The 23,014-nt window shown below is 61.7% G+C and carries 24 protein-coding genes and 2 pseudogenes; 8 read left to right on the top strand and 18 right to left on the bottom strand.

Going from position 1 to position 23,014, the window contains the following annotated elements:
* Nucleotides 1–499: 499 nt before the first annotated feature.
* The 3 genes and pseudogenes from sphantq_RS16665 to istA (sphantq_RS16655) form a co-directional block, all read right to left on the bottom strand.
* Nucleotides 500–700: pseudogene (locus sphantq_RS16665) on the bottom strand (NADH-quinone oxidoreductase subunit D); the annotation flags it as partial.
* Nucleotides 701–876: 176 nt separating this feature from the next.
* On the bottom strand, nt 877–1,605 hold the full coding sequence (gene istB / locus sphantq_RS16660) for an IS21-like element helper ATPase IstB (RefSeq protein WP_272798407.1): 729 nt from the start codon (nt 1,603–1,605) through the stop codon (nt 877–879).
* Nucleotides 1,592–3,106, bottom strand: coding sequence for an IS21 family transposase (gene istA, locus sphantq_RS16655; RefSeq protein ID WP_125999130.1), 1,515 nt, complete (start codon nt 3,104–3,106; stop codon nt 1,592–1,594). Before istA (sphantq_RS16655) ends, istB (sphantq_RS16660) begins: the two co-directional genes overlap by 14 nt.
* Before the next feature lie 83 nt (nt 3,107–3,189).
* Between istA (sphantq_RS16655) and istA (sphantq_RS16650) the strand changes: the two are divergent.
* Both istA (sphantq_RS16650) and istB (sphantq_RS16645) read left to right on the top strand, forming a co-directional pair.
* A pseudogene (gene istA / locus sphantq_RS16650) lies at nt 3,190–4,461 on the top strand (IS21 family transposase); the annotation flags it as partial.
* Nucleotides 4,451–5,230 (top strand): IS21-like element ISRsp3 family helper ATPase IstB, encoded by a 780-nt coding sequence (istB, locus tag sphantq_RS16645; RefSeq protein ID WP_017183252.1) that lies wholly within the window; start codon nt 4,451–4,453, stop codon nt 5,228–5,230. The pseudogene istA (sphantq_RS16650) and the gene istB (sphantq_RS16645), both read left to right, overlap by 11 nt.
* 83 nt (nt 5,231–5,313) lie before the next feature.
* Here the strand turns inward: istB (sphantq_RS16645) and sphantq_RS16640 are convergent, their stop codons facing one another.
* The 7 genes from sphantq_RS16640 to sphantq_RS16610 all read right to left on the bottom strand — a co-directional run bounded on the left by sphantq_RS16640 (nt 5,314) and on the right by sphantq_RS16610 (nt 11,092).
* Nucleotides 5,314–6,189 (bottom strand): tyrosine-type recombinase/integrase, encoded by an 876-nt coding sequence (locus sphantq_RS16640; protein WP_272799032.1) that lies wholly within the window; start codon nt 6,187–6,189, stop codon nt 5,314–5,316.
* Nucleotides 6,186–6,350 (bottom strand): hypothetical protein, encoded by a 165-nt coding sequence (locus sphantq_RS16635; protein ID WP_272799031.1) that lies wholly within the window; start codon nt 6,348–6,350, stop codon nt 6,186–6,188. Before sphantq_RS16635 ends, sphantq_RS16640 begins: the two co-directional genes overlap by 4 nt.
* 248 nt (nt 6,351–6,598) lie before the next feature.
* Nucleotides 6,599–7,774, bottom strand: a complete 1,176-nt coding sequence (locus tag sphantq_RS16630; RefSeq protein WP_272799030.1) for a Fic family protein — start codon at nt 7,772–7,774, stop codon at nt 6,599–6,601.
* A gap of 732 nt (nt 7,775–8,506) precedes the next feature.
* A complete protein-coding gene (locus tag sphantq_RS16625) occupies nt 8,507–9,793 on the bottom strand; it encodes an arsenic transporter (protein WP_272799029.1) in 1,287 nt (428 codons plus the stop codon).
* Nucleotides 9,790–10,221, bottom strand: coding sequence for an arsenate reductase (glutaredoxin) (gene arsC, locus sphantq_RS16620; RefSeq protein ID WP_066601432.1), 432 nt, complete (start codon nt 10,219–10,221; stop codon nt 9,790–9,792). The genes sphantq_RS16625 and arsC overlap by 4 nt, the downstream gene beginning before the upstream one ends.
* Nucleotides 10,218–10,739 carry an arsenate reductase ArsC gene (locus sphantq_RS16615; protein ID WP_066601431.1) on the bottom strand — a complete coding sequence of 174 codons (522 nt, stop codon included), beginning with the start codon at nt 10,737–10,739 and terminating at the stop codon, nt 10,218–10,220. Before sphantq_RS16615 ends, arsC begins: the two co-directional genes overlap by 4 nt.
* Nucleotides 10,736–11,092: an ArsR/SmtB family transcription factor gene (locus tag sphantq_RS16610; protein ID WP_443021497.1), complete on the bottom strand. Its 357-nt coding sequence runs from the start codon at nt 11,090–11,092 to the stop codon at nt 10,736–10,738. The genes sphantq_RS16615 and sphantq_RS16610 overlap by 4 nt, the downstream gene beginning before the upstream one ends.
* 426 nt (nt 11,093–11,518) lie before the next feature.
* Between sphantq_RS16610 and sphantq_RS16605 the strand changes: the two genes are divergently transcribed.
* From sphantq_RS16605 to sphantq_RS16590, 4 genes are all read left to right on the top strand, one after another.
* Nucleotides 11,519–11,845, top strand: coding sequence for a flavin reductase family protein (locus sphantq_RS16605; protein ID WP_148648329.1), 327 nt, complete (start codon nt 11,519–11,521; stop codon nt 11,843–11,845).
* A gap of 61 nt (nt 11,846–11,906) precedes the next feature.
* Nucleotides 11,907–12,593 carry a 3-oxoacid CoA-transferase subunit A gene (locus sphantq_RS16600; RefSeq protein ID WP_066601425.1) on the top strand — a complete coding sequence of 229 codons (687 nt, stop codon included), beginning with the start codon at nt 11,907–11,909 and terminating at the stop codon, nt 12,591–12,593.
* Between the two features lie 14 nt (nt 12,594–12,607).
* Nucleotides 12,608–13,258 (top strand): 3-oxoacid CoA-transferase subunit B, encoded by a 651-nt coding sequence (locus tag sphantq_RS16595; RefSeq protein WP_066605148.1) that lies wholly within the window; start codon nt 12,608–12,610, stop codon nt 13,256–13,258.
* A 14-nt stretch (nt 13,259–13,272) separates the two neighbouring features.
* On the top strand, nt 13,273–14,064 hold the full coding sequence (locus sphantq_RS16590) for an enoyl-CoA hydratase/isomerase family protein (protein ID WP_066601424.1): 792 nt from the start codon (nt 13,273–13,275) through the stop codon (nt 14,062–14,064).
* Between the two features lie 80 nt (nt 14,065–14,144).
* Here sphantq_RS16590 and bioB read toward each other — a convergent pair whose 3' ends face one another.
* The 7 genes from bioB to sphantq_RS16555 all read right to left on the bottom strand — a co-directional run bounded on the left by bioB (nt 14,145) and on the right by sphantq_RS16555 (nt 19,919).
* On the bottom strand, nt 14,145–15,155 hold the full coding sequence (gene bioB, locus sphantq_RS16585; protein ID WP_272799028.1) for a biotin synthase BioB: 1,011 nt from the start codon (nt 15,153–15,155) through the stop codon (nt 14,145–14,147).
* Nucleotides 15,152–15,934, bottom strand: coding sequence for an enoyl-CoA hydratase-related protein (locus tag sphantq_RS16580; RefSeq protein ID WP_272799027.1), 783 nt, complete (start codon nt 15,932–15,934; stop codon nt 15,152–15,154). The genes bioB and sphantq_RS16580 overlap by 4 nt, the downstream gene beginning before the upstream one ends.
* Complete coding sequence (locus sphantq_RS16575; protein WP_272799026.1) at nt 15,931–17,352, bottom strand: 3-hydroxyacyl-CoA dehydrogenase NAD-binding domain-containing protein; 1,422 nt, start codon at nt 17,350–17,352, stop codon at nt 15,931–15,933. Before sphantq_RS16575 ends, sphantq_RS16580 begins: the two co-directional genes overlap by 4 nt.
* Nucleotides 17,352–17,777 carry a biotin/lipoyl-containing protein gene (locus sphantq_RS16570; RefSeq protein ID WP_129926533.1) on the bottom strand — a complete coding sequence of 142 codons (426 nt, stop codon included), beginning with the start codon at nt 17,775–17,777 and terminating at the stop codon, nt 17,352–17,354. Before sphantq_RS16570 ends, sphantq_RS16575 begins: the two co-directional genes overlap by 1 nt.
* Nucleotides 17,774–19,141: an acetyl-CoA carboxylase biotin carboxylase subunit gene (locus sphantq_RS16565; protein ID WP_066601412.1), complete on the bottom strand. Its 1,368-nt coding sequence runs from the start codon at nt 19,139–19,141 to the stop codon at nt 17,774–17,776. Before sphantq_RS16565 ends, sphantq_RS16570 begins: the two co-directional genes overlap by 4 nt.
* Complete coding sequence (gene accB, locus sphantq_RS16560) at nt 19,141–19,626, bottom strand: acetyl-CoA carboxylase biotin carboxyl carrier protein (protein WP_272799025.1); 486 nt, start codon at nt 19,624–19,626, stop codon at nt 19,141–19,143. The genes sphantq_RS16565 and accB overlap by 1 nt, the downstream gene beginning before the upstream one ends.
* A gap of 62 nt (nt 19,627–19,688) precedes the next feature.
* Nucleotides 19,689–19,919: a hypothetical protein gene (locus sphantq_RS16555; protein ID WP_272799024.1), complete on the bottom strand. Its 231-nt coding sequence runs from the start codon at nt 19,917–19,919 to the stop codon at nt 19,689–19,691.
* A gap of 318 nt (nt 19,920–20,237) precedes the next feature.
* Here sphantq_RS16555 and sphantq_RS16550 point away from each other — a divergent pair, with 318 nt between their 5' ends.
* Both sphantq_RS16550 and sphantq_RS16545 read left to right on the top strand, forming a co-directional pair.
* Entirely contained in the window at nt 20,238–20,948 is a 711-nt protein-coding gene (locus tag sphantq_RS16550; RefSeq protein WP_272799023.1) for a TetR/AcrR family transcriptional regulator, read from the top strand.
* 411 nt (nt 20,949–21,359) lie between these two features.
* Nucleotides 21,360–22,073: a TetR/AcrR family transcriptional regulator gene (locus sphantq_RS16545; RefSeq protein ID WP_272799022.1), complete on the top strand. Its 714-nt coding sequence runs from the start codon at nt 21,360–21,362 to the stop codon at nt 22,071–22,073.
* A gap of 29 nt (nt 22,074–22,102) precedes the next feature.
* Here the strand turns inward: sphantq_RS16545 and sphantq_RS16540 are convergent, their stop codons facing one another.
* A complete protein-coding gene (locus tag sphantq_RS16540; protein WP_066601403.1) occupies nt 22,103–23,014 on the bottom strand; it encodes an alpha/beta hydrolase in 912 nt (303 codons plus the stop codon).

Below are 23,014 nucleotides of genomic sequence, written 5' to 3'. Positions count from 1 at the left end.
CACTTATCGTTGAGCTGCGATTTTGGGAAATTTTCTCCTTTAGATTCAACAAATTAAATCAAACTCCTCACCACCCTCCCCTTCCGGCCGACTGGTTTCAGCTAGGGTGTGAATTCGGTGGGTCAGATCCAGCAATGTTCGATTTTTGTTCATGCTGTGCCCGAGAGCATTACGCAGATCGAATCGCAAAGCAAGCCGCCTCCGCTCAAAGCTTCCCGCGTCCCACAACCCCGATTGTTCGATTGCCGAATACTGATTGTTATCGACGCCCCCATGCCGGGCTCCGATTGACTAAGGCGGGCGCAATACGACCCTGGACGTCGACCTGAGACCCTCCGCAGATTCGGCGACAGCGCCGATAGCCCCCTCCATCTCTGACGGACAGAAAGAGTGGAGAACTAGACGGCCCTTGTGCCGGGCCAAAGAATTGTCCCCGAGCCAGGTAACGAGCCTGCTTGCCGAAAGACCCAAGGGCAGAATGTAGTGCAGCCACACTCGCTTAGCGGTCACATTCGCCGAACACGATATCGAGGGAGCCCAGGACGGCCGTCGCATCCGCAAGCATGTGGCCTCGCAGAAGCGAATCGATGCATTGCAGGTGAGAGAATGCTGTTCGGCGGATTTTGCACCGATACGGCTTGTTTGATCCATCGCTCACGAGGAGGACACCAAACTCAACTTTCGGGCTTTCCGTAGCGATGTCAATCGGCGTGCAAACGGGACCCCTTATCGGCGCGCAAAAGGGACCCCCTGTCAGGATGGCGGAGCGTTGATGTGACGGGCTTCCTTGCGCTGCGCGCGGCGTAGGGAGGGCGTAGCCCGACCGGAGGCGCGCGCAGCGCAAAACATCTTCTAATTGATCGGTGCTGGGGGGGATCAGCTGCGGTTTTTGAAGCGCCAGCTGTCATTGCCGGTCTCGACGATGTCGCAATGATGGGTGACGCGGTCGAGGAGCGCGGTGGTCATCTTGGGATCGCCGAACACGGTGGGCCACTCGCCAAAGGCGAGGTTGGTGGTGATGATGACGCTGGTCTGCTCATAGAGTTTGCTGATCAGGTGGAACAGCAGCTGGCCGCCTGATCGGGCGAACGGCAGATAGCCCAGTTCATCGAGCACGATCAGATCGAGGCGGGATAGCTGGGCGGCGAGAGCGCCACTCTTGCCGATCCTGGCCTCCTCTTCGAGGCGGGTCACCAGATCGACCGTGTTGAAGTAGCGGCCTCGGGCGCCGGAGCGCACTACATTGGCGGTGATGGCGATGGCCAGATGGGTCTTTCCTGTGCCTGTGCCGCCGACCAGGACGATATTGCGCCGTGCGGGCAGGAACGCGCCGCTGTGCAATGAACGCACAAGCCCCTCGTTGATCGGGGTACCCTCGAACCGGAAGGCATCGATGTCCTTTACGACTGGCAGCCTGGCAGCGGCCATCCGGTATCGGATCGACGCGGCATGACGATGCGTCGCCTCCGCTCGCAGGAGATCGGTCAGTATCTCCATGGTGGTGCGCTGGCGCTGAAGGCCGGTGGTGACGGCATCGTCGAACGCGCCCGCCATGCCCTTGAGTCCAAGCCCGCGCATGGCCTCGATCATATCATGCCGCTGCATCGAAGGTCCTCAGCTGGTCGTAACGGGCACAGTCGGCGATCGGGGGATGGCGCAGAGCGCTATCCTCGGAGGTGATGATCGTCAGAGGACGCGGCGGTTCCCGGCGTCGTGCCAGGATGTTGAGGATCAGGTCGTCGCTTGCCGTGCCCGTCGCCAGTGCCTCACGCACAGCGGCTTCGACAGGCTCCAGGCCATCGGTCAGTACGGCCGACAACACACGGACGAACCGGCGATCGGCATCGTCGCCATTACCCAGCTTGCGGCGCAGGCGGGCAAGCGCCGGTGGCAGATCCCAGTCCTGGAAGGGGGCACCGTTCCGCAGCGCGCCAGGCTTGCGGGCCAGCACTGGCAGATAATGCCAGGGGTCATAGATCGTGCGGTTGCGCCCAAAGTAGCGAGGATGTTCAGCGACAACCTCTTCGCCGCAGCGAACGACGATGCGATCGGCATAGGCGCGGACCTGCACCGTGCGTCGTGCCACCGTCGATAGCACCGAGTAGCGATTGCGGTCGAAGCTGATCAGGCAGGTGCCGGTCACAGCATGCTCGCTCTCATTGAAGCCGTCGAACGGTCCCAGCATCGGCTGCAGCGCAGATCGTTCGATCTCCAGCATCTGCGCCACGGTCAGCTCTCCCTGTTCGGGATGGGGCTGCCGTTCCGCCCAGCGCCGACACTCGGCCTCCAGCCAGCCATTGAGCTCTTCGAGACTGGCGAACCGCAACCGGGGCTGGAAGAAGCGACCCCGGATCGTCTGCACCTGGTTCTCGACCTGACCCTTCTCCCATCCCGCCGCAGGCGAGCAGGCCGTGGGCTCGACCATATAATGGTCGGTCATGATCAGGAACCGCCGGTTGAAGACGCGTTCCTTGCCGGTGAACACGCTCGTCACAGCCGTCTTCATATTATCGTAGATGCCGCGCCCTGGCACGCCGCCGAAGAAAGCAAAGCCGCGCGCATGCGCGTCGAACAGCATCTCCTGGCTCTCACGAGGATAAGCCCGGACATAGACCGCGCGTGAGGCACACAGTCGCATATGCGCGACCTTCACCCGCATCGGTGCCCCGGCGATCTCAACATCTTCATGGCTCCAGTCGAACTGGTAGGCCTCGCCTGGCCTGAACATCAGCGGGATGAAGGCCGTGACACCATCGCCGGCATCTTTGCGCCGCTCGATCTTCCAGCGCGTCGTATAGCGCCGCACCGCATCGTAAGAACCCTCAAAGCCTTCGCGCACCAGCAGGTCATGGATCCGCGTCATCCGCAGCCGGTCACGCCTGCCGCGCAGCTCGTTCTCTTCCAGCAGCGTGTTCAGGCGCTCCTGAAACGGACCGATCCTGGGCAGCGGCTGAACCTTGCGCTGATAATCAAAGGCGCCCTCCGGCGCTCGGACCGCTTTGCGGATGACCTTCCGCGACACATGCAGATCCCGTGCGATCGCCTTGATCGCCTTGCCTCCGGCATACTCGCGCCGGATCCGTAAAACTGTCTCCAAAACCAACATCCCGATCTCGCCGCCTGAAAATCCAGCCGGCTGCTTAAACCATCGAAATGAGGGGTCCCTTTTAGACGCCGATCACCCCGCTAACGGGGTCCTTTTTGCACGCCGATCCACAATCCTACGGCCGTGTTGCCGCCTTTGCTCGAGCGTGGAAGGCCGAACGCCAATATGAAAAGCAAACCAGTGGGCGCGGCACATTCGTACCGCTGATCTTCCAGCCCGGTGAGGCCTTTCAGTTCGATTGGAGTGAAGATTACGCCCTTCTTAATGGCCGACCTATCAAGCTACAGGTGGCCCATACCAAGCTTTCCCACAGTCGGGCGTTCATCACGCGAGCCTACCTGCTTCAAACCCACGAGATGTTGTTCGATGCGCTGACGCATGCATTCCGGGTGCTGGGCGGCGTGCCGCAGCGTGGTATATTCGACAATATGAAGACGGCTGTAGACCGGATCGGCCAGGGTAAAGTCCGACAGGTCAATGCGCGGTTCGCTGCCATGGCCAGTCACTACCTGTTCGAGACGGATTTTTGCAATCCGGCCTCAGGCTGGGAGAAAGGCCAGGTCGAGAAAAACGTTCAGGATGCGCGTCGACGGTTATGGCAGCCAATGCCCAGCTTCCCGGATCTTGATGCCCTCAATGCCTGGTTGGAAGAGCGGTGCATCGCACAGTGGGGAGAAATCCAGCATGGCGTCCTGCCCGGCACAGTTGCCGATGTGCATGCCGCTGAGATTATCAGCCTGATGCCGATGGGACGGGCCTTCGATGGCTTTGTCGAGCATACCAAGCGCGTGTCGCCCACCTGCCTGATCGCGTTCGAGCGCAATCGCTATAGCGTTCCTGCTTCCTTTGCGAACCGGCCAGTGAGCCTGCGGGTCTATCCTGATCGGTTGGTCATCGCGGCCGAGGGGCAAATCTTGTGCGAGCACAACCGAATTATCGACCGCTCTCACCAGAAGCCGGGGCAGACGATCTATGACTGGCGGCACTATCTGGCAGTTGTTCAGCGCAAGCCTGGCGCTTTGCGCAATGGAGCGCCATTCCTGGAAATGCCCGAAGCCTTCCGGCAACTGCAGGGGCATCTGCTCAAGCGGCTTGGTGGTGACAGGGAGATGGTCGAAATCCTTGCCCTCGTTCTACAGCATAACGAGCAGGCTGTACTCAGCGCCGTCGAACTGGCCCTTGAAGCCGGGGTGCCGACCAAAACCCACATCCTCAATGTTCTGCACCGCCTGATCGACGGCAAGGCTCCACCGGCGTCTCCAATCGATGCCCCGCAGGCCCTGCGCCTTGCCCAGGAGCCTGTTGCCGATGTCGAACGCTACGACACGCTGAGGACGTTACGCCATGCGTCATGATCCGGCCAGCGCCGCTGTGGTTGTCATGCTACGTGGCCTCAAAATGTATGGCATGGCGCAAGCCGCTGGTGATCTGATCGAGCAGGGCGCGCCAGCCTTTGACGCCGCCGTTCCGATCCTCTCACAGCTTCTCAAGGCGGAGATGTCCGAGCGGGAGGTCAGGTCCATTGCTTACCAGATCAAGGCAGCCCGGTTCCCGGCCTACAAGGATCTGGCAGGCTTCGACTTTGCCGTCAGTGAGGTCAACGAGGCGCTCGTGCGTCAACTTCACCGCGGTGACTTTACAGATAGCGCCGACAACGTCGTACTGATCGGCGGACCAGGTACAGGCAAAAGCCACATCGCGACGGCTTTGGGCGTCCAGGCGGTTGAGCATCACCGCAAAAAGATCCGCTTCTTCTCTACCGTCGATCTGGTCAATGCGTTGGAGCAGGAAAAGGCCGCAAACAGGGCGGGCCAGTTGGCCGAGCGTCTGTTGCGCCTCGACCTCGTCATCCTTGATGAGCTGGGATATCTACCCTTCAGCCCTTCAGGCGGGGCCATGCTGTTCCATCTGCTCAGCAAACTCTATGAGCGGACAAGCGTTGTTATCACCACCAACCTGAGCTTCAGCGAGTGGTCCAGTATCTTTGGCGATGCGAAAATGACCACCGCCCTGCTGGATCGCCTCACGCATCATTGCCACATCCTTGAAACCGGCAATGACAGCTTCCGCTTCAGGGCCAGTTCCGCCGCACCAAAATCCAGAAAGGACAAATCGCCCGCTTGACCCTGCGCGTCACAGGCAGCACATCATCCACGCCCACCCGGGTCACTTCTCAATGAAAATCCCGGGTCACTTCTCAGTGCAACTCAACAGTTCAGCACCTTTTCGACGACATGCGGTGCGATACCGGCCCTTGCCATGCCCGAAGCGGCAGTTCGGCGGAGATCATGCAATCGCCAATCGGACGTCTGTGAGCCTTCGGACAGTCGGCGCAGCATCTTCGAAAACCCGCTGACTGGTGAATTGCGGGTGGTCGTGAATACAAAGTCGCAGTCGAGGAAGCACGGCACCTCATTGAGAGCTTCGAGCGCATACGGGCTGAGCGGCACGACATGCGGCTTGCCGTTCTTCGACCGTTCGGCGGGGATGACCCATTGCTTGGCGTCAAGATCAACCTCGCTCCAGCGCATTTCGGCCAATTCACCTCGGCGCTGTGCGGTCGCGAGCAGGATCGGCACGAATTGGCGGAAGGGATAGACATCGTTGCGGCACGCGCGCAGCAGCCGGACGATTTCGTCGTCCCCCAACACCCGCTCGCGCGACTCCTCCTTGGTCGGTGCCTTGAGGCCGGTGATTGGGCTAGCATCGACGATGCCACGCTCGACGCACCAATTGAATAGTTTGCGGATGTTCGAAAGAATGCGATTGGCCTGATAAGTCGAACCGCGCGCGACGGCGGCGTCCATGATTTCCAGCACGTCGAACCGCTTGATCTCGCGGATATCGCGCTGCCCGAAGGTGCCGACGAATTCGCGTTCCAAGATGCGCTCGGCTTCGCGCCAGCTTTTATTGCGGGCTTGCGCGTGCAGGCGGATAAATTCCCGGCAAACGGCTTCGACCTTCATATTGGGAGTGCGGCGGCGCTTAGTCGGGTCAATGCCCTCATCGACCTGGCGTAGGATATCCATCGCCTTCTCGCGGGCCGTGGCCAATGTGATGCGCGGGAAAACGCCCAGCTTCATCCGCTTCTGATCGAGCCCGTAACGGAACTTGACCGAAAAGACCTTTTGCCCTTCGCCGACACCCGAACACTCATGCCGGGGCAATGAAGATCATGCACTTCATAGCGTTTCGCCTGCGGTTTCAGGGCTTCGAGCGTCTTGTTGGTCAGAGCCTTCTGCATGTGTCATCCTTTCGATGACACTTCAATAATCACGGAAATCAGCCAATCTCAAAGAAATTCCCAGCGCCCGAAGAACCTGAATTGGGAAAGTTCAGCGTGACGCGATTTGACCATACCGCACATGACCGGGGGGTGCTTTAGACCAAGCCGTCATGACGATCTTCGGACCAAGTGCCGCGACACTGATTCTGGGTTTTGCAGCCTCACGTGATTACGGCTGGCGCGGCGGTGATCGATAAACCGGCTTCCTATCGATCATCTCCAAGTTCCGTACCGATCCGAAGCAGATCGACATAAGCTGCATATGCAAAGCTGCGATCCCGACGCCTGCCGGTTGTTTCTGTCAAAACCCCAGCCGAAACTAGCGCTTCGATCGCCCGGATCGCAGTTGGCTTGCTGATCCCAAGCAACGTCATGGCGGACGCGACCGTGACGATCGGATGGTTGGGCAGTTCCTCAAACAGTCTGACAGCGGACACGGAAGCGGCATCACTCGCCAACAGCCGAGCGCGATCTTGGCCGACAATAGCGAAGATGTCGCGTGCTGATGTCACCGCCTCGTCGGCGATCGTCGCGACCCCATCGAGAAAGAAGTCGGTCCAGCCTTCCCAATCGCCTTGCGTTCGCACGGCGTCGAGGCGCCGGTAATATTCGGCACGATGACGCTTGAAAAACAGGCTGAGGTAAAGCGACGGCGCGCGGAGCAGCCCCCAGTGCTGGAGCAGCAACGAGATCAGCAAGCGGCCTATGCGTCCATTGCCGTCGAGATAGGGGTGAATGGTCTCGAACTGCACATGGACAAGTCCGGCACGAACGAGCGCGGGCAAGTCATCATTGGCGTGGATGTATTTTTCGAGCGCGCTCAGCAATTCCGGCAAGCGTGTGGGCGGTGGCGGCACGAACACGGCGTTGCCGGGCCTGCTGCCCCCGATCCAGTTTTGACTGCGCCGGATTTCGCCGGGCTGCTTCGTTGCCCCCCTCACGCCGTCCATCAATCTGCGATGTGCATCGTTCAGGAGGCGCATGGAAATCGGGATACCCGAGGGGTTCGCCAATTCCTGTTGAACGTGGTTGAGGGCGTCCAGATAATTGCAGACCTCTTCTACGTCGGCGTCCGGCGCATTTACGTCATCTGCCTCGAAGCTCAGCAGATCGAGAAGCGTTGCCTGGGTCCCTTCTATCTGTGACGAGATCACGGCTTCCTTGCGGACGAACCCATAGAGAAACCAGTCAAGCGACGGCACCATCTCTGTTGCCAGATCGAGCCGCACCAAGGCCTGCTCCGCAGCACGTAAACGCCTGCTGAGGGGATCGGAAATGGCAAAAGCAGGATCGCGTGGCGGCAATGAGTATGGCAAAAAGGCCGGGACATCCTCCCCGCCCGCTATCACGTTCTCATATTCACCCGTCGTTCGTTTGGTCATGGCACCCGCAATTCGGTATGGAGATAGGAACGACACTGGGCCTATCCCCAATCACTAATAACGATATCGTGACTTATTGCGTATAAAAGTCAACTATCCGTTATTAACGCCGATGGGGTTATGGCGACGAGGTGGGATTTTTCCTGACGCACGCAACTGCGATCGATATCACGCTGCGGCTAGGCCAGCGGATGGATCACGCCGCCTTTACCCTCCATCGCTCTGATACCCAGAAAATCGACGATCTTCCGTGTGGGTATCAAGGGGGTCCCGGGCGCCCGAACTTGCATGAATGGACCTGAAGCAATACGCCTTGGAATCAGCGGGTCGAAGATACGGCTTCGTGTTCCCCAAGACGCGATATGACGCAGAATGACAAGCTATAACAAGAGCTTAAGCCAGCTCTTAATCAGCGGGTCCTTGGTTCGAGCCCAAGTGCGTCCACCATATTTCATAGTAAAAGCAATTAGTTACACAGAGCGCAATGCGCTCTGAAACTGCTTACGGTTTTTTTTCGTAGGCAGATCGTAAATTGTAGCGCGGTGCGCGTTTGTTCACTTCATGCGCTCCACATTGGGCGCGACGCACCTTGTATAGGAGGCGATTGAACACAGGAGCAGCGAGTGAAGACCTTCGACCACAACACCTTTAGCTTTGCCGGCCACGATGAAATGCGCGGCGACGACAGCAGGCCAGGTGTCCGATTGAGACAGGGGGCCGAAAGCGGTTGGATCACCCCGCCCCGATCCTGATTGCAAGCGCGGCGAGCGTCACCAACAAGACCGGGACAGTCAGGGTTGCACCCAGCTTGAAATAATAGCCCCAGCCGATGCGAATGCCCTTTTGTCCAAGGACGTGCAGCCAGAGCAGCGTCGCAAGCGACCCGATCGGCGTGATTTTCGGGCCAAGGTCGCAGCCAATCACATTGGCGTAGATCATGGCTTCCTTGACCGCCCCCGTGGCGTGGGTGGCATCGATCGACAGCGCGCCCACCAGCACGGTCGGCATATTGTTCATCACCGACGATAGCAACGCAGCGATGATCCCGGCGCCGAACGCCGCGCCCCAAACGCCGCCTTGCGCCGTGCGATCGAGCAGGCTGGCGAGATGATCGATCAGCCCCGCATTTCGCAGTCCATAGACGACCAGATACATGCCGAGTGAGAAAATCACGACCTGCCACGGCGCGCCGCGCAAAACCTTGCGTGTTTCGATTGCATGACCCCGCGCGGCGATGACGAGCAGCAGAGCCGCACCGGCAGCGGCGACGACGCTGACCGGCACGCCGACAGGTTCGAGCAGGAAGAAGCCCGCCAGCAGCAGGGCAAGAACGACCCAGCCTGCCCTGAAGGTAGCGGAATCGCGGATGGCCTCGCCAGGCGCGCGGAGATGGGCCACATCATAGCTGGCCGGTATCTCGCGCCGGAAGAACAGCAGTAGCACGATCAATGTCGCCGCGATCGACGCCAGATCGACCGGCACCATTACCGAGGCATAGTCGGCAAAACCGATCCCGAAAAAGTCAGCCGACACGATGTTGACGAGGTTGGAGACGATCAGCGGCAGGCTGGCGGTATCGGCGATGAACCCCGCTGCCATGACGAACGCCAGCGTCGCCTTGTCGCGGTATCCCAGCGCGCGCAGCATGGCGATGACGATCGGCGTCAGGATCAGAGCGGCTCCATCATTGGCGAACAACGCCGACACGGCTGCACCCAGAAGCACGATCAGGACGAACAGCCTGTGGCCATGGCCCCGGCCCCAGCGGGCGACATGCAACGCCGCCCATTCAAAGAACCCGGCTTCGTCCAGCAACAGGCTGACGATGATGATCGCCACGAATGTCGCCGTCGCATTCCAGACGATGCTCCACACCACCGGAATGTCGGAGAAAGACACCACCCCGACAAGCAGCGCGACGGCCGCGCCACCCAGGGCGCTCCAACCGATGCCAAGCCCCCTGGGTTGCCATATGACGAGCGCAATCGTGGCGACGAAGATGGAGAGCGCGAGAATCATGAAGCGATGCGCTGACCGGATGCGTCCACCACCTTGTCGCCATCTTCCTTGGTGAACGCACCTAGTTGAGTATCGGGCAGCAGATCAAGGACGGCTTCGGAGGGGCGGCACAGCTTTACCCCTAGCGGCGAAACGACCAGTGGACGGTTGATGAGGATGGGATGAGCCATCATGGCGTCGAACAGCGCTTCGTCGGCCATCGATGTGTCACCTAAGCCCAATTCGGCGTAGGGGGCGCCTTTCTCGCGCAGCAGATCGCGCGGCGTAATATCTGCCCGATCGACAAGCTGGACGAGCAGCGCGCGCGATGGCGGCGTCTTCAAATATTCGACAACGTGCGGCTCGATGCCCGCATTGCGGATCATGGCAAGCGTATTGCGCGACGTGCCGCATTCAGGATTATGGTAGATGATGATGTCCAAGGTCATGGGGCTTCTCCCGCCTTGCCGCTGGCGCCTTCGCCTTGGCCGATTTCCTTGAGTTTACGGCGGGTGGCCATTTCATCGAGGCTGGTCAGCGGCAGCGCCAGAAACAGGGCGATACGGTTCTGGAGATAGCGCAACGCCTGAAGAAAGGCGTCCCGCTGGCCCTCCCCTTCGATCGCCGCTGGATCTTCGATACCCCAATGCGCGGTCATTGGATGGCCGATCCACACGGGGCATGTCTCGCCTGCGGCATTGTCGCATACGGTAAAGATGAAATCGAAACTGGGGGCGTCGGGGGTGGCGAATTCGTCCCAGCTTTTGGACCGCATGTCGGCGGTGTCAAAGCTAAGGTTGTTCAGCACCGAAAGCGCCATCGGATGGACTTGGCCCTTTGGCTGACTTCCGGCGCTGTAAGCCTTGAAACGACCTTCGCCCAGCTTGTTCATTATCGCCTCACCCAGGATCGAGCGTGCGCTGTTTCCCGTGCACAGGAACAGGACGTTATAGATTTTATCGGTCACACTCCGGCTCCCTCAGGACTGGCACTGCAAGTGATGGCGGATAGAAGGTCGGCGCAGGCGTTCGGGTCGCCCCGGCAGCAATCGGCCATGAGGAAGTTGAGCAGCGCATGAATCCCGGCATAATCGGCGGCATAATGAATGAGGCGGCTTGTCCGCCACGACATTACGAGACCAGCCTGTTCCAGTTTCGCCAGATGATGCGACATGGTGGAGGGTGGAACGTCCATTGCCTCAGCGACGGCGCCGGCGATCATACCATCAGGACCAGCCTGCATCAGCAGCCTGAATACCGACAGTCTTGTATCCTGTGCGAGCGCGGCGAGCGCCGCTACAGCCTTGGTTTGCTCCATCATCCATCCTCGCTTCGATGACGGTCGAATTATGGCGTCAATCACCCAGCGTCAATTATATTTCTACAATTGCAAAAATATCGAATTGCTGTCGCGTTGATGCGTTAAACCGGATAGATCGGGCGAAGGACGGAGGCGGCGCGCTCTCGCTGGCCGATATGCCCCGTGCCGGATCACTCAGTTGGGAAGCCGGGAGAAGCACGGATATGTTCATACTGGTTAGGCCGATCGCCGCCATATCTTCGCGTTCATTGGCGGGCCTGTTCGCCCGCCGCACATAGATGGCCCTGAAGCCGATATGCAGCCATGAAGGCGTCGAGGGATGCGCCATTTGCAGCTTGAGCCGATACCCTGCCAGTCTCTTCAATTGACGCTTGCCACCATCGCATATCGCCTCTATCAATATCCGACGTTTAATCGGATTGCAATTTGATGCAGCCTTCCACTTATCGCGCCGACTTTGTTCAGGTCATGCGCCATATGACCGGCACCGTGGCCATCGTCGCGCGCGCGCAGCGCGATGACAGGACCGGCCTGGCCACGATCGCCGATGACGCATCGACCGCAGACCCGCTCATACTCCTGGCCTGCGTCAACCGCACGGCGTGCGCCGATGCATTGATCGTGCAGATGGCCGTCTTTAGCGTGAATGTCGTAACTGCCAGCGTTGCCAAAATCGTCGCCTTATGTTCCGCCCACCACCGCTGCGGCGTTCAAATGCCTTGGAAGCCGAACAAGTCTACGAGACGTGATTAAGCAATATCCGAAATATTATCGGATATAAGCAGATATGATATGAGATTGAGAGGCTTTTTGCATGATAGACAAGATCAGTCCGTCCCTGCGACAGGCGGTCGCCGATCTCCATGATGGTGCATCCATCATGATCAGCGGCTTTGGCGACGCCGGCGCACCCCATGAACTGATGGAGGCCGTGATCGCACATGGCGCGAGCGACCTGACGATCATCAGCAATAATGCCGGCGCTGGCGAGAGCGGCATCGCTGCGCTCATCAAGGCCAATCGCGTGCGCAAGGTCATCTGCTCCTTCCCGCGACAGGCAGCGTCCCACCATTTTGATGCGCGTTATCGCGCGGGCGAAGTTGAACTGGAACTGGTGCCGCAGGGCAATCTGGCCGCGCGCATCCAGGCTGCGGGATCCGGGCTGGGCGCGATCTTCACGCCGACCGGCTATGGCACGCTGTTGGCGCAGGGCAAGGAAACGCGCGAGATCGACGGGCGCAACTATGTGCTGGAATATCCCATTCATGCCGATTTCGCCTTGATAAAAGCGCGCGCGGGCGATCGCTGGGGCAATCTGGTCTATCGCAAGGTGGCGCGCAATTTCGGTCCAATCATGGCGATGGCGGCCAAGACCACGATCGCTCAGGTAGCGGAGGTCGTGGAACTAGGCGCGCTCGATCCCGAAACGGTCGTGACGCCCGGCATCTTCGTCAATCGGGTGGTGCAGGTCGCCCCGCTATCCGTCGCGGCTGCGGCATGAAGGAGACAAGCATCATGCAGCGGATGAACCGTGAAGAAATGGCCGCGCGGGTGGCGCGGGACATTCCCGAAGGCGCCTATGTCAATCTGGGCATCGGCCTGCCCACAATGGTGGCCAATTTCCTGCCGCAGGAGCGCGACATATTCCTGCAAAGCGAAAACGGCCTGCTGGGCATGGGACCGGCGCCGGCCGAGGAGGATGTCGACTGGGAACTGATCAACGCGGGCAAGCAGCCGGTGACGCTGCTGGCGGGCGGCTCCTTCTTCCACCATGGCGATTCATTTTCGATGATGCGCGGCGGGCACATCGACATTTGCGTGCTGGGCGCATTTCAGGTGTCGGTCAACGGCGACCTGGCCAATTGGCATACCGGCGCGCCCGATGCCATTCCCGCCGTGGGTGGGGCGATGGACCTGGCGGTGGGCGCCAAGCAGGTGTTCGTGATGATGGACCTGATGACCAAACGCGGGCAGAGCAAGCTGGTGGCGCAGTGCAGCTATCCGCTGACCGGCCTGTCATGCGTATCGCGCGTCTATACCGATGTGGCGGTGTTCGACGTCGGCCCGGCAGGCGCGCATGTCGTCGAAATGGTGCCGGGCATGACGATCGACCAGTTGCGCGACATGACCGGGGTGGACCTGCAACTGGCGCTGGAAGGCGTTTGAGCGGGGAGAGCATCATGCGCGTCAGTCATGTTTTCGGCGCCTTCACGCTGGACGTGCAGGACAATGGCGTGGGGTTGCTCACCTTCTCCCGCCCGCCGGTCAATGCGGTGTCTCTCTCCGTCTATGAGGAGATAGGCCGCTTTGCCGATCATGTCGCGGCTGACCGGACGATCCGCGTCATCGTCATCACCGCGCCAGACGATGCGCGCGCCTGGTGCGGGGGTGCGGACCTGCATGAATTCAAGGGGATGACGGCCGAAAAGCGCAAGGAACGCTATCAGTTCATCAACGCGCAACTGCCCCGGTTCCACCATATCGACCGACCGATGATCGCCGCGATCCGGGGCGCGACGGTGGGCGTGGGCGTGATGCTGGCCGGGATGTGCGACCTGCGCATCGCGGCGGAGGATGCACGCTTTGCCTGCCCCGAAGTGGATTATGGACTGGTGGGCGGTAGCGCAGGGCTGTTCGCCAGCCTGCGGATGCCCGAAGCCAAGGTCCGCGAAATGCTGTATACCGGGCGCACCTTTACCGCGCGGGAGTTGGAATCGACCGGCTTCTTCAACTATGTCGTCCCCGCACCTGCGGTGCTGCCGATCGCGATGGACCTGGCCAACCAGATGGCGCGCAAGAGCATGTCGACCCTGCGCGCACGCAAGCTGGCGTCACTGACCTGGGAAGGGTCCGAATGGATGGACGCCTATCTGGAAGCGCAGGAGGTATCGTCGGCGCTGGTGGAAAATCCTGAAAGCGAGGCGGCGGTGCTGGCCGCGCTCGAACGGGGCCGGCGGCGCACGCAGCGCTGAACGCGCCATTGTGACATGCTTTGCCGTTTGTGGCAGGGTCGCGCTCCAACGGTCGCACCCTGCGCACCGGGGCTACGCCGTCAGGCCAATGGTTGCAGACCCAGTTTCGCAAACAGCGCCGTGTCTGCATCGCCACCATTATTGCCGGTCGTCAGCAGACGATCGCCCGTGAAGATGGAATTGGCGCCGGCCATGAAGCAAAGCGCCTGCCCTGCTTCACTCATGCTTTCGCGACCGGCCGACAGGCGCACGACGCTGCGCGGCATGATGATCCGCGCCGCCGCGACGGTGCGCACAAATTCGATCTCATCAATCCGCGCCAGCGGCGTGTCGGCCAGCATGTCGCCCAACACTGTGCCGGGAATGGGCACCAGCGCGTTCAGCGGCACGCTGTCGGGCGGTTCGGGCAGGGTGGCGAGCGCGTGAAGAAAACCGATGCGATCGTCGCGGGTTTCGCCCATCCCCAATATGCCACCGCAGCACACCGCCATGCCCGCCCGGCGCACATGGTCCAGCGTATCGAGCCGGTCCTGAAAGCTGCGCGTGGTGATGACATTGGCATAATATTCGGGACTGGTGTCGATATTATGATTGTAATAGTCGAGACCGGCCTGTGCCAGCGCTTCGGCCTGATCGCTGTTCAACATACCCAGCGTCATGCAGGTTTCCAGGCCCAGCGCCTTCACCTGCCGCACCATGTCGAGCAGCGCGGGCATGTCGCGCGCTTTGGGTTCGCGCCAGGCCGCGCCCATGCAGAAACGGCTGGAACCGTCCGCCTTCGCCTGTCGCGCGGCAGCGACCACCGTGTCGGCGTCGATCAGCTTTTGCGCCTTCACCCCGCTCTTGGCGAAGGCGGACTGGCTGCAATAGCCGCAATCTTCCGCGCAGCCCCCCGTCTTGATGGACAGCAAGGTGGACAATTGAACCGCGTTGCGGGGATGGTGCCGGATATGCACCGCCTGGGCACGCGCCACCAGATCGAGGAATGGCAGATCGAACAGCGCGGCAATGGATTCGCGCGATATGTCGGACAGGACAGGGTCAGGCACGGACCGCGCAGACGCGGCGTCGAACGGAGACAGATGGTTCATGTGCCGCTCCATTGCGGGTCGCGCTTCTCGAAGAAGGCACTGGTGCCTTCCCGCTTGTCGGCGGTGCCGAACAGGGCGGAAAAAGCCTGACGTTCCAGCAGAAGATGCGCGGACTGGTGCGTTTCGAAGGTCGCGCGGACCATCGCCTTGCCCTGCTGCATCGCCAGCGGCGCGCGCGCGGCGATGCGGGTGGCGAGTTCAGTCGCGACGGACAATGCCTGCCCGTCTTCGACCATCTGCGCGATCAGGCCCGCTTGTAGCGCTTCGGCGGCGGACAGCGGATCGCCCAGCAGCACCATCCGCATCGCCCGGCTGCGCCCGACCAGCCGGGGCAGGATTGCCGTCCCTCCGGCCCCCGGTATGATACCCAGATTGGTTTCGGGCTGGCCGAATTTCGCGCTTTCCCCCGCCACGACCAGATCGCAGCACATCACCAGTTCATTCCCGGCGCCCAGCGACCAGCCTTCCACCGCCGCGATCAGCGGCTTGGCAAAGCCGCGGATCCGTGTCCAGATCGCCGGGCGGGGATCGGCGAGCGCGCCGCCGGTGTCGCGGGACGCCAGTTCGGCTATGTCCGCGCCGGCCGCAAAGAAACGGTCCGCGCCGGTGATGACCACCGCGCGGATCGCGGGATCGCCGGCAGCAGCGTCCAGCGCATCGGCGATCCGGCCGAGCAGGTCGGTGGCCAGCGCGTTGCGCTTTTCGGGCCGGTTGAGGCGCAGGAGCAGGATGTGAGCGCCCAGCGGTTCGACCAGCAAGATATTCTGCGCTTCGCTCATGCGCGGTTCCTTAGATAATGGGATGGCCGGTAGAGTGCCTCGCCAGTACCATCCGCAATGCCATCGAGCAGGCGGACAAGCGCCCCGCGTCCGTAGCGGTCGGCCCAGGCGAACGGCCCATAGGGATAGTTGGCGCCATAACGCAGCGCCGCGTCGACGCCCTGTTCGTCGGCCACCTGTTCCAGCACGGCGTCGGCGGCGGCGTTGGCGAGTTGCGCCAGCGTCCGTGCGACGATCATGCCCGGTCGGTCGGCGATTTCGACGCCAGCGCGCGATTGCGCCGCAAGCAGGCCGAGCGCGTCGGGCCGGGCGCTTTGGTCGGAGAGGGTGAAGCCGACCGGGCCGATGGCGTCCGCCGGGGACCAATCGAACAGGATGACCGGCGCACCCATGCTGTCGCTTTCCTGCCGCGCGGTCCGCCCCTGGGTCATGCCGACGAACAGTCCGCCACAGCGGGTGAAGGTGCCGGGCGCGGCATCCCTGAGCGCCTGCGCCGCCTGGCGATGCGCATCGGCAATCATGGCGTCGGGCACCTGCGGATCGGCGGCCTTCTGCGCGCCGTCGCGATAGTCATAAACCCCCCGGCCCGTCTTGCGCCCGTACCAGCCGGCATCGACCAGCGCCGCTTGGCGCAGTTGCGGCACGAAGCGGGTGCGCCCGAAATAGGAATCGAACACTGAACGAGCGACAGCGAAGTTTACGTCCTGGCCGATCAGGTCGGTCAGTTCCAGCGGTCCCATGCGGAAGCCCGCCGCGCGGAACAGGGCGTCGATGGCCGGAGCGTCCGCCGCGCCCTCGTTCAGCGCGGTGAAGGCCTCGCCATAGAAGGGGCGCGCCACGCGATTGACGATGAAGCCCGGCACGTCGGCGACGGGGATGGCGACCTTGCCCCAGCTTTCCGCCGTCGCCACGATCCGCGCGGCCACTGCCGGGTCGGTCGCCGCGCCGGAAATCACCTCGACCAGCTTCATGACTGTGGCGGGATTGAAGAAGTGCATTCCCACGAACCGTTCGGGCTGCTTCAACCCCCGCGCCAGCCGGGAGATCGGGAGCGAAGACGTGTTGGTGGCGATGATCGCGTCCGGGGCGACGATCGTTTCGATCCGTTCGAACAACTGTTCCTTGATGCCCGCATCCTCGATGATCGCTTCGATCACCAGTTCGCGGTCGGCCAGCGCGTCGAGCGTCGACACCCATTGCATCCGGTCGCCGATCGCCCGCGCATCGTCCGCCGTCAGCTTGCCGCGCGCGGCCAGCTTGTCCAGGTCCGCGCGCGTGCGCCTTTCGCTCGTTTCCAGCGCCTGCGCGTTCACGTCGAAGATGAGGACCGATGCGCCCGCCTGCGCCGCAACCTGGGCGATGCCCGATCCCATTGCACCTGCGCCGCAAACCGCGACTTTTCCAACAGGGGCGACCATCACGCCAAGCCCGCGATCGACAGCAGGGGAGCGCCATATTCCAGCAACGCGCCCGGCGCCGCGTCCACCCGGACGATCGTGCCCGAAACCGGCGCGGCTATGTCCTCCTGCTCGTCCAGCACACGCACGGTCGCGACGGTCTGACCAACGGTTACTTGCGTACCGGCGGCAAGCGCCTGTTCCAGCGTCGCGACATGGGGAGCGGAAACCAGCGTTTCGGGACCGGCCTGCGGTGTCGGGATGACAACGGCATCGGGCAGCGCAGCAACCCGCATCGGGTTGGCGCAGCCTCCGTCGCGCGCCAGGAAAATCTCCGTATCGCCGGACACGACATGCAATTGCTGCCAGCCATGCGTCAGCAGCGTGTCGAGCAGCGCGCGGGCGTCGTCGATCGCCGCGATTGCCGGATTCTTACCCGCCGTCATGCCGCTTTCTTTCCATAGCCGGGGAGGAGGGTCTGTTCGAGCCAGCGGGTGTGGATGCGGTTTTCGATAAAATCGGGGTGGGCGATGATCGCGCGGTGAAGCGGCAGCGTGGTCGGTACGCCTTCGACCACGAAATTGTCGATCGCGTCGGCCAGCCGGGCGATCGCGTCCGCCCGGTCGCGCCCATGGACGATCAGCTTGCCCACCATGCTGTCGTAAAAGGGCGGGATCATCGCGCCGGCGGACATATGGCTGTCCAGCCGGATGCCCTGTCCCTGCGGCGGTTCCCAGCGGGTGATACGGCCGGGGCTGGGCAGGAAGTCGCGCGCCGCATCCTCCGCATTGATGCGACATTCTATGGCGTGGCCGCTGATCTCGACGTCCTGCTGGCTGACGGACAGGCCCGCGCCGCCCGCGATACGGATCTGTTCCTGCACCAGGTCGAAGCCGGTGATCGCTTCGGACACCGGATGTTCCACCTGGATGCGGGCGTTGACTTCGATGAAGTAGAATTCCTGCCGCTGGACGTCGAACAGAAATTCGGCGGTTCCGGCATTGCGATAATGGACGCTGGCGGCCAGCGCGACGGCGGATTCATGCAATTGGCGGCGCAGATGATCGGGCATCGCGGCGCAGGGCGCTTCCTCGATCAATTTCTGGTAGCGGCGCTGGACCGAACAGTCGCGCTCGCCAAAATGCAGCACATTGCCCCTGCCATCGCCCATCAACTGCACCTCGACATGGCGCGCTTCGGGCACGAAGCGTTCCATGAACAGAGTGCCGTCGCCAAAGGCGGCGACCGCCTCCGCGCTGGCCTTGTGAAAACCGGCCTCCGCCTCGTCGCCATTATGGGCGATCACCATGCCGCGCCCGCCGCCGCCTGCCGATGCCTTGAGCAATACAGGATAGCCGATCCGGTCCCCTTCCCGCCGCGCATCGGCGGCGGAGGCAACACATTCGCTGCCCGGCACCAGCGGCACGCCAGCCGCCCCCGCCATCGCGCGTGCGCGCAATTTGTCGCCCAGCGCGTCGATGACATCGGGTTCCGGCCCGACGAAGGCGATGCCATGCTGCGCGCACAGGCGCGGCAGGATGGCGCGTTCGGACAGGAAACCATAGCCCGGATGCAGGCCGTCGCAGCCGCTTTCCCTAGCGGCATGGACGATCAGACGCGGGTCGAGATAGGATTTGGCGGCGGCGGCCGGACCCAGCACGATCGATCGGTCGGCCACCCGCGCGGCAGCACTGTCGCGGTCGGCATCCGACACGGCGACCACCGTTTCGATATTGAGCGCCTGCGCCGCGCGGACGATGCGCAGCGCGATTTCGCCCCGGTTCGCCACGAATAATCTGTTGATCGGCATCAGTCCCTCACCAGCGCAAACAGGGGTTCGCCGCCCTCGACCATGGCGCCGTCTTCTACCAGCACGGCATGGACCGTCCCCGACGCGCCCGCGCGGACGGCGGTGAAGAGCTTCATCACCTCGATCAGGCATAGTTCATCGCCGGCCTGCACTGTCGATCCGACCTCGACATAGTTGGCGGCGCCGGGCTTGGGCGCGCGGTAGAAGGTGCCCAGGTTCGGCGCCTTGATGATGACAGCGTCGTCGGGCAGCGACGATATGGGCGCAGGAGGCGCCACGATCGGTCTGGAAGGCGCGGCGGGCTGGGCGATCGGCACAGATGCCGGCGCAGCGACGGGCGTCGCCGCCTGCGGACGCGCAGCCGAAGCGTCGGTCGATAGATAGAGTTCGAAATCCGGCTTGCGGATATGCAATTCTCTTATTCCCGATCGCGAAAACTCGTCGAGCAACTGTTTCAGCGCATCAGGAAAATCATGTCCGGTCATCGGCACCTTCCGAAAAAGAAGAGCGCTGCGACCGGATCGGCCGCCGCGCCCAGCAGGAGCGTTTAATATTTGCAGGAAAGCGAGAGACGATGAACGGTCGGCTTGCCGCGATGGCGAACAAGCATGTCGAGACAGGTCGAAAAGGCGGTCACATAGGATTGGTTCGTGACATCACGCCCATAGATGCTCGCGCGCCCGCGCCTGCCGCTGCCATTCACGCCGCACGCGGAAACACATGGCGATCGGCCTTCAATTCTGGAAAGGTATAGGGAAATAAAGGGATAATGACCCATCTTCCTCTCCTTCATTCTGCGCCATCCGGCTCAGCGATCTGATCTCTTATGCCGATCTAGCTATATCCCGCCCTCCGCCACGTCAATTATAAAATCGACGTTTTATCGGAAAATATAGAATATTTGAAAGTCAAACGGTCGCAAATCCCCGCTTTTCGCCATTTTCGCTGCACACCGCGATTGCCCTTCGGGCTTATTTCCCGCACCTGTCAGGCTTTGGGGTTGCGGAGTATGCCAAGCCAAGGCAGTAGAGTGTAGACAGAAGCATATATTGGGCGGCGTTCATGGTCCGGGCGCCGCATGGACTTGGAGGCCTTCGTGGCGACAAAAGAGGTCGTGGTAGAATCGGAGCAGATCGCATCGGACACCGCGAGCGCATGGGACAGCCTGCTGGAGGAAATCGCCCACCGGCCCAAACGGGCGACGGAGCGCAAGCAGGATCGCGCCAAGCGTACCGAACAGCAAATATTGAACGCAGCGTTGCGAGTGTTCGCGCGCGACGGCATTTCACGATCGCGGATCGCGGACATCGCGGCGGAGGCCGGCATCTCCACCTCCACCCTCTACGAATATTATAAGAGCAAGGAGGATTTGGCCTATGACGTGCCATTGTCCCACCTCGCCGATTTTTTCGAAAGCTATCATGCGAATGCGGCCAGCCGCACGTCTGCGCGCGAGCGATTGCTGCTCTATCTGGTGATGTCGGCCGATTATGCGCGCGAACATGCCGAATGGGCGCGATTGCTCTATCTGGAAATCTGGCCCAGCGTCTTCGTCAGCGATACCGAGTTGCGCCACAGCATCGACGATTTTACCCGCGTGATCCTGTTCTTGGTGAAGGAAGGCGTCGCCGAGGGTTGGGTCGCGCCAGACCGCAATCCCTATGAGACGGTGGCGCTGCTGATCGGCGGCGTCAACCAGCTCATCATCACCTGGCTGCTCTATCGCAAGCCGAAAAATCTGACGCGCGCGGGCACCGAAATGGCCGAACGGCTGATCGCGATGCTGGAAAATGAAGTCCGCCGATAAGGATGCTCAAACGTCAGAATCTTGTCGGACCACAAGATGTTTAGTCCCGGCATTTGATGGTGCATCATCCCAAGAATGGAAGGATGCGCAATGCCCAAATTATACATCGGGGGCGCACGCCCACCGCGCCGTCGCTTCCGACGATCGGCGGCCTGGTTGTAAATATAGCGTGCCGTATGGCCTTTTACGCAGTCGCGATTGTCGCTTTCGGCCTGTCCACGCGGCTGCTCGGCCGCCATCGGCGCGATCCCGTCGATGCAAAAGCGGCCTGATCGCGGCGCCGCCAATAGATCCAAACCGAAATTTCTTCGTGAATATTCCCATAAACGCTCATATGCTGCATGGAATATAAGGGCATTGCTGCCTATTCGATCGGCTTCCCTGCCCCACGGCATCATCATGGAGATCATAGTGCCAGCAAAAGACGTGATTACGGCCCAGCCGTCGGCGGCGCCGCAGTCCGACAATGGCTGGGACAGCTTGTTGCAGGAAATATCGCACCGGCCCAAACGCGCCACTGAGCGCAAGCAGGATCGCAGCAAGCGGACGGAACAACAGATATTGACCGGCGCATTGCGCGTGTTCGCACGCGATGGCATCTCGCGATCGCGCATCGCCGACATCGCGGCGGAGGCCGGCATTTCCGCCTCGACCCTCTACGAATATTATAAGAGCAAGGAGGATTTGGCCTATGACGTGCCGCTATCCCACCTCGCCGAATTTTTCGAAGGCTATCATGCGGCGGCCGCAAACAAGACGACCCGCGAACGGCTGTTGCTCTACCTCGTCATGTCCGCTGACTATGCGCGCGAACATGCCGAATGGGCGCGCCTTTTCTATCTGGAAATCTGGCCCAGCATATTCGTGACTGATACGGACCTGCGCCATAGCATCAATGATTTCACGCGCGTCCTGCTGTTCCTGGTCAATGACGCGATTGCGGAAGGGTGGATCGCGCGCGATCGCAACCTTTATGAAACCGTCGCGCTGCTGACCGGCGGCATCAACCAGATCATCATTACCTGGCTCCTCTATCGCAAGCCCAGAAACCTGACCAAGGCCGGCACCGAAATGGCCGAACGACTGATCACCATGCTGGAGATAGAGGCGGGGGCGACGCGATAAGGCGGACCGACGGCGGCGCAATCGGCTCGTCAGGCCGCGCCGAAATGCCCGCGCACGAACCGGCCGATCTGGTCCAGCGATCGATCCGCTTCCGCCAAAAAGGGAAAGAGCGTCCAGATATGCACCATGCCTTCAGCCAGCACCAGTTCGACTTCTCCGCCCTCTTTCCGTACGCCGGCCGCCAGTCGCACGGCGTCATCGCGTAGCGCTTCGGCATCGCTGGCGGTCAGGAAGAGCGGCGGCAAACCATGATGCTGGCCCCAGACGGGGGATGCCAGAACATGAGCGCGCGGATCGCGATCCTCGATATAGACCTTGCCCATTTCCACGATCATCATCCGGTTGATCAGGGGATCAACGCCATCCAGCGTGACGGCCGACTCCCCTTCCCCCGCCAGGTCGAGCAGCGGCGATATCGCGAATGCCGCCAGCGGCATCGGCAGGCCCGCGTCCCGCGCCGCCATCAGGACCGCGATCGCCAATCCTCCGCCAGCAGAATCGCCGCTCACGACCATTCGATCGGCGCCGTGATGGTCGAGCATGGCGCGATAGGCGGTCATCGCATCGTTCACCGCAGCCGGATAGACGTGGTCGGGCGCCAGCCGGTAGTCGGGCACGACCACCGGCGCGCCGCAGACGCGCGACAGCCGCTCGGCGAAGTTGCGATAGGCCCTGGCGCTGCCCATGACATAGCCGCCGCTGTGGAAATGCAGCACGGCGCGGCCATCGACGTCGCCCACGCCGGCCGCCGTCACCTTGAGCGCGGCGACCCCGTCCAAATCGATCGCCTCGATCCGGGCGTCGTTCGGGATCGGAAAGTTCGCGCAGAGCGCTTCGAAACCGTCCCGCCACGCACCGATCGGCGCGGTCGGTTCAGGCGTCGCGGCCCGAAACAGATCGATCGCGCGCTGGTGGTCAGCGCGGGTGGACACCCCGGCCAT

Origin of the sequence: Sphingobium sp. AntQ-1 (genome assembly GCF_028538045.1) — a bacterium.
GTDB classification, from domain to species: Bacteria; Pseudomonadota; Alphaproteobacteria; order Sphingomonadales; family Sphingomonadaceae; genus Sphingobium; species Sphingobium cupriresistens.
This window is presented reverse-complemented; position numbering and strand designations above follow the sequence as displayed.

Excerpts from the sequence above, each read along its gene's own strand:
- istB (WP_272798407.1), bottom strand. The coding sequence starts at position 1,605 with ATGCAGCGGCATGATATGATCGAGGCCATGCGCGGGCTTGGACTCAAG.
- istA (WP_125999130.1), bottom strand. The coding sequence starts at position 3,106 with ATGTTGGTTTTGGAGACAGTTTTACGGATCCGGCGCGAGTATGCCGGA.
- istB (WP_017183252.1), top strand. The coding sequence starts at position 4,451 with ATGCGTCATGATCCGGCCAGCGCCGCTGTGGTTGTCATGCTACGTGGC.
- sphantq_RS16640 (WP_272799032.1), bottom strand. The coding sequence starts at position 6,189 with ATGAAGCTGGGCGTTTTCCCGCGCATCACATTGGCCACGGCCCGCGAG.
- sphantq_RS16635 (WP_272799031.1), bottom strand. The coding sequence starts at position 6,350 with ATGCAGAAGGCTCTGACCAACAAGACGCTCGAAGCCCTGAAACCGCAG.
- sphantq_RS16630 (WP_272799030.1), bottom strand. The coding sequence starts at position 7,774 with ATGACCAAACGAACGACGGGTGAATATGAGAACGTGATAGCGGGCGGG.
- sphantq_RS16625 (WP_272799029.1), bottom strand. The coding sequence starts at position 9,793 with ATGATTCTCGCGCTCTCCATCTTCGTCGCCACGATTGCGCTCGTCATA.
- arsC (WP_066601432.1), bottom strand. The coding sequence starts at position 10,221 with ATGACCTTGGACATCATCATCTACCATAATCCTGAATGCGGCACGTCG.
- sphantq_RS16610 (WP_443021497.1), bottom strand. The coding sequence starts at position 11,092 with ATGATGGAGCAAACCAAGGCTGTAGCGGCGCTCGCCGCGCTCGCACAG.
- sphantq_RS16600 (WP_066601425.1), top strand. The coding sequence starts at position 11,907 with ATGATAGACAAGATCAGTCCGTCCCTGCGACAGGCGGTCGCCGATCTC.
- sphantq_RS16595 (WP_066605148.1), top strand. The coding sequence starts at position 12,608 with ATGCAGCGGATGAACCGTGAAGAAATGGCCGCGCGGGTGGCGCGGGAC.
- sphantq_RS16590 (WP_066601424.1), top strand. The coding sequence starts at position 13,273 with ATGCGCGTCAGTCATGTTTTCGGCGCCTTCACGCTGGACGTGCAGGAC.
- bioB (WP_272799028.1), bottom strand. The coding sequence starts at position 15,155 with ATGAACCATCTGTCTCCGTTCGACGCCGCGTCTGCGCGGTCCGTGCCT.
- sphantq_RS16580 (WP_272799027.1), bottom strand. The coding sequence starts at position 15,934 with ATGAGCGAAGCGCAGAATATCTTGCTGGTCGAACCGCTGGGCGCTCAC.
- sphantq_RS16575 (WP_272799026.1), bottom strand. The coding sequence starts at position 17,352 with ATGGTCGCCCCTGTTGGAAAAGTCGCGGTTTGCGGCGCAGGTGCAATG.
- sphantq_RS16570 (WP_129926533.1), bottom strand. The coding sequence starts at position 17,777 with ATGACGGCGGGTAAGAATCCGGCAATCGCGGCGATCGACGACGCCCGC.
- sphantq_RS16565 (WP_066601412.1), bottom strand. The coding sequence starts at position 19,141 with ATGCCGATCAACAGATTATTCGTGGCGAACCGGGGCGAAATCGCGCTG.
- accB (WP_272799025.1), bottom strand. The coding sequence starts at position 19,626 with ATGACCGGACATGATTTTCCTGATGCGCTGAAACAGTTGCTCGACGAG.
- sphantq_RS16555 (WP_272799024.1), bottom strand. The coding sequence starts at position 19,919 with ATGGGTCATTATCCCTTTATTTCCCTATACCTTTCCAGAATTGAAGGC.
- sphantq_RS16540 (WP_066601403.1), bottom strand. The coding sequence starts at position 23,014 with ATGGCCGGGGTGTCCACCCGCGCTGACCACCAGCGCGCGATCGATCTG.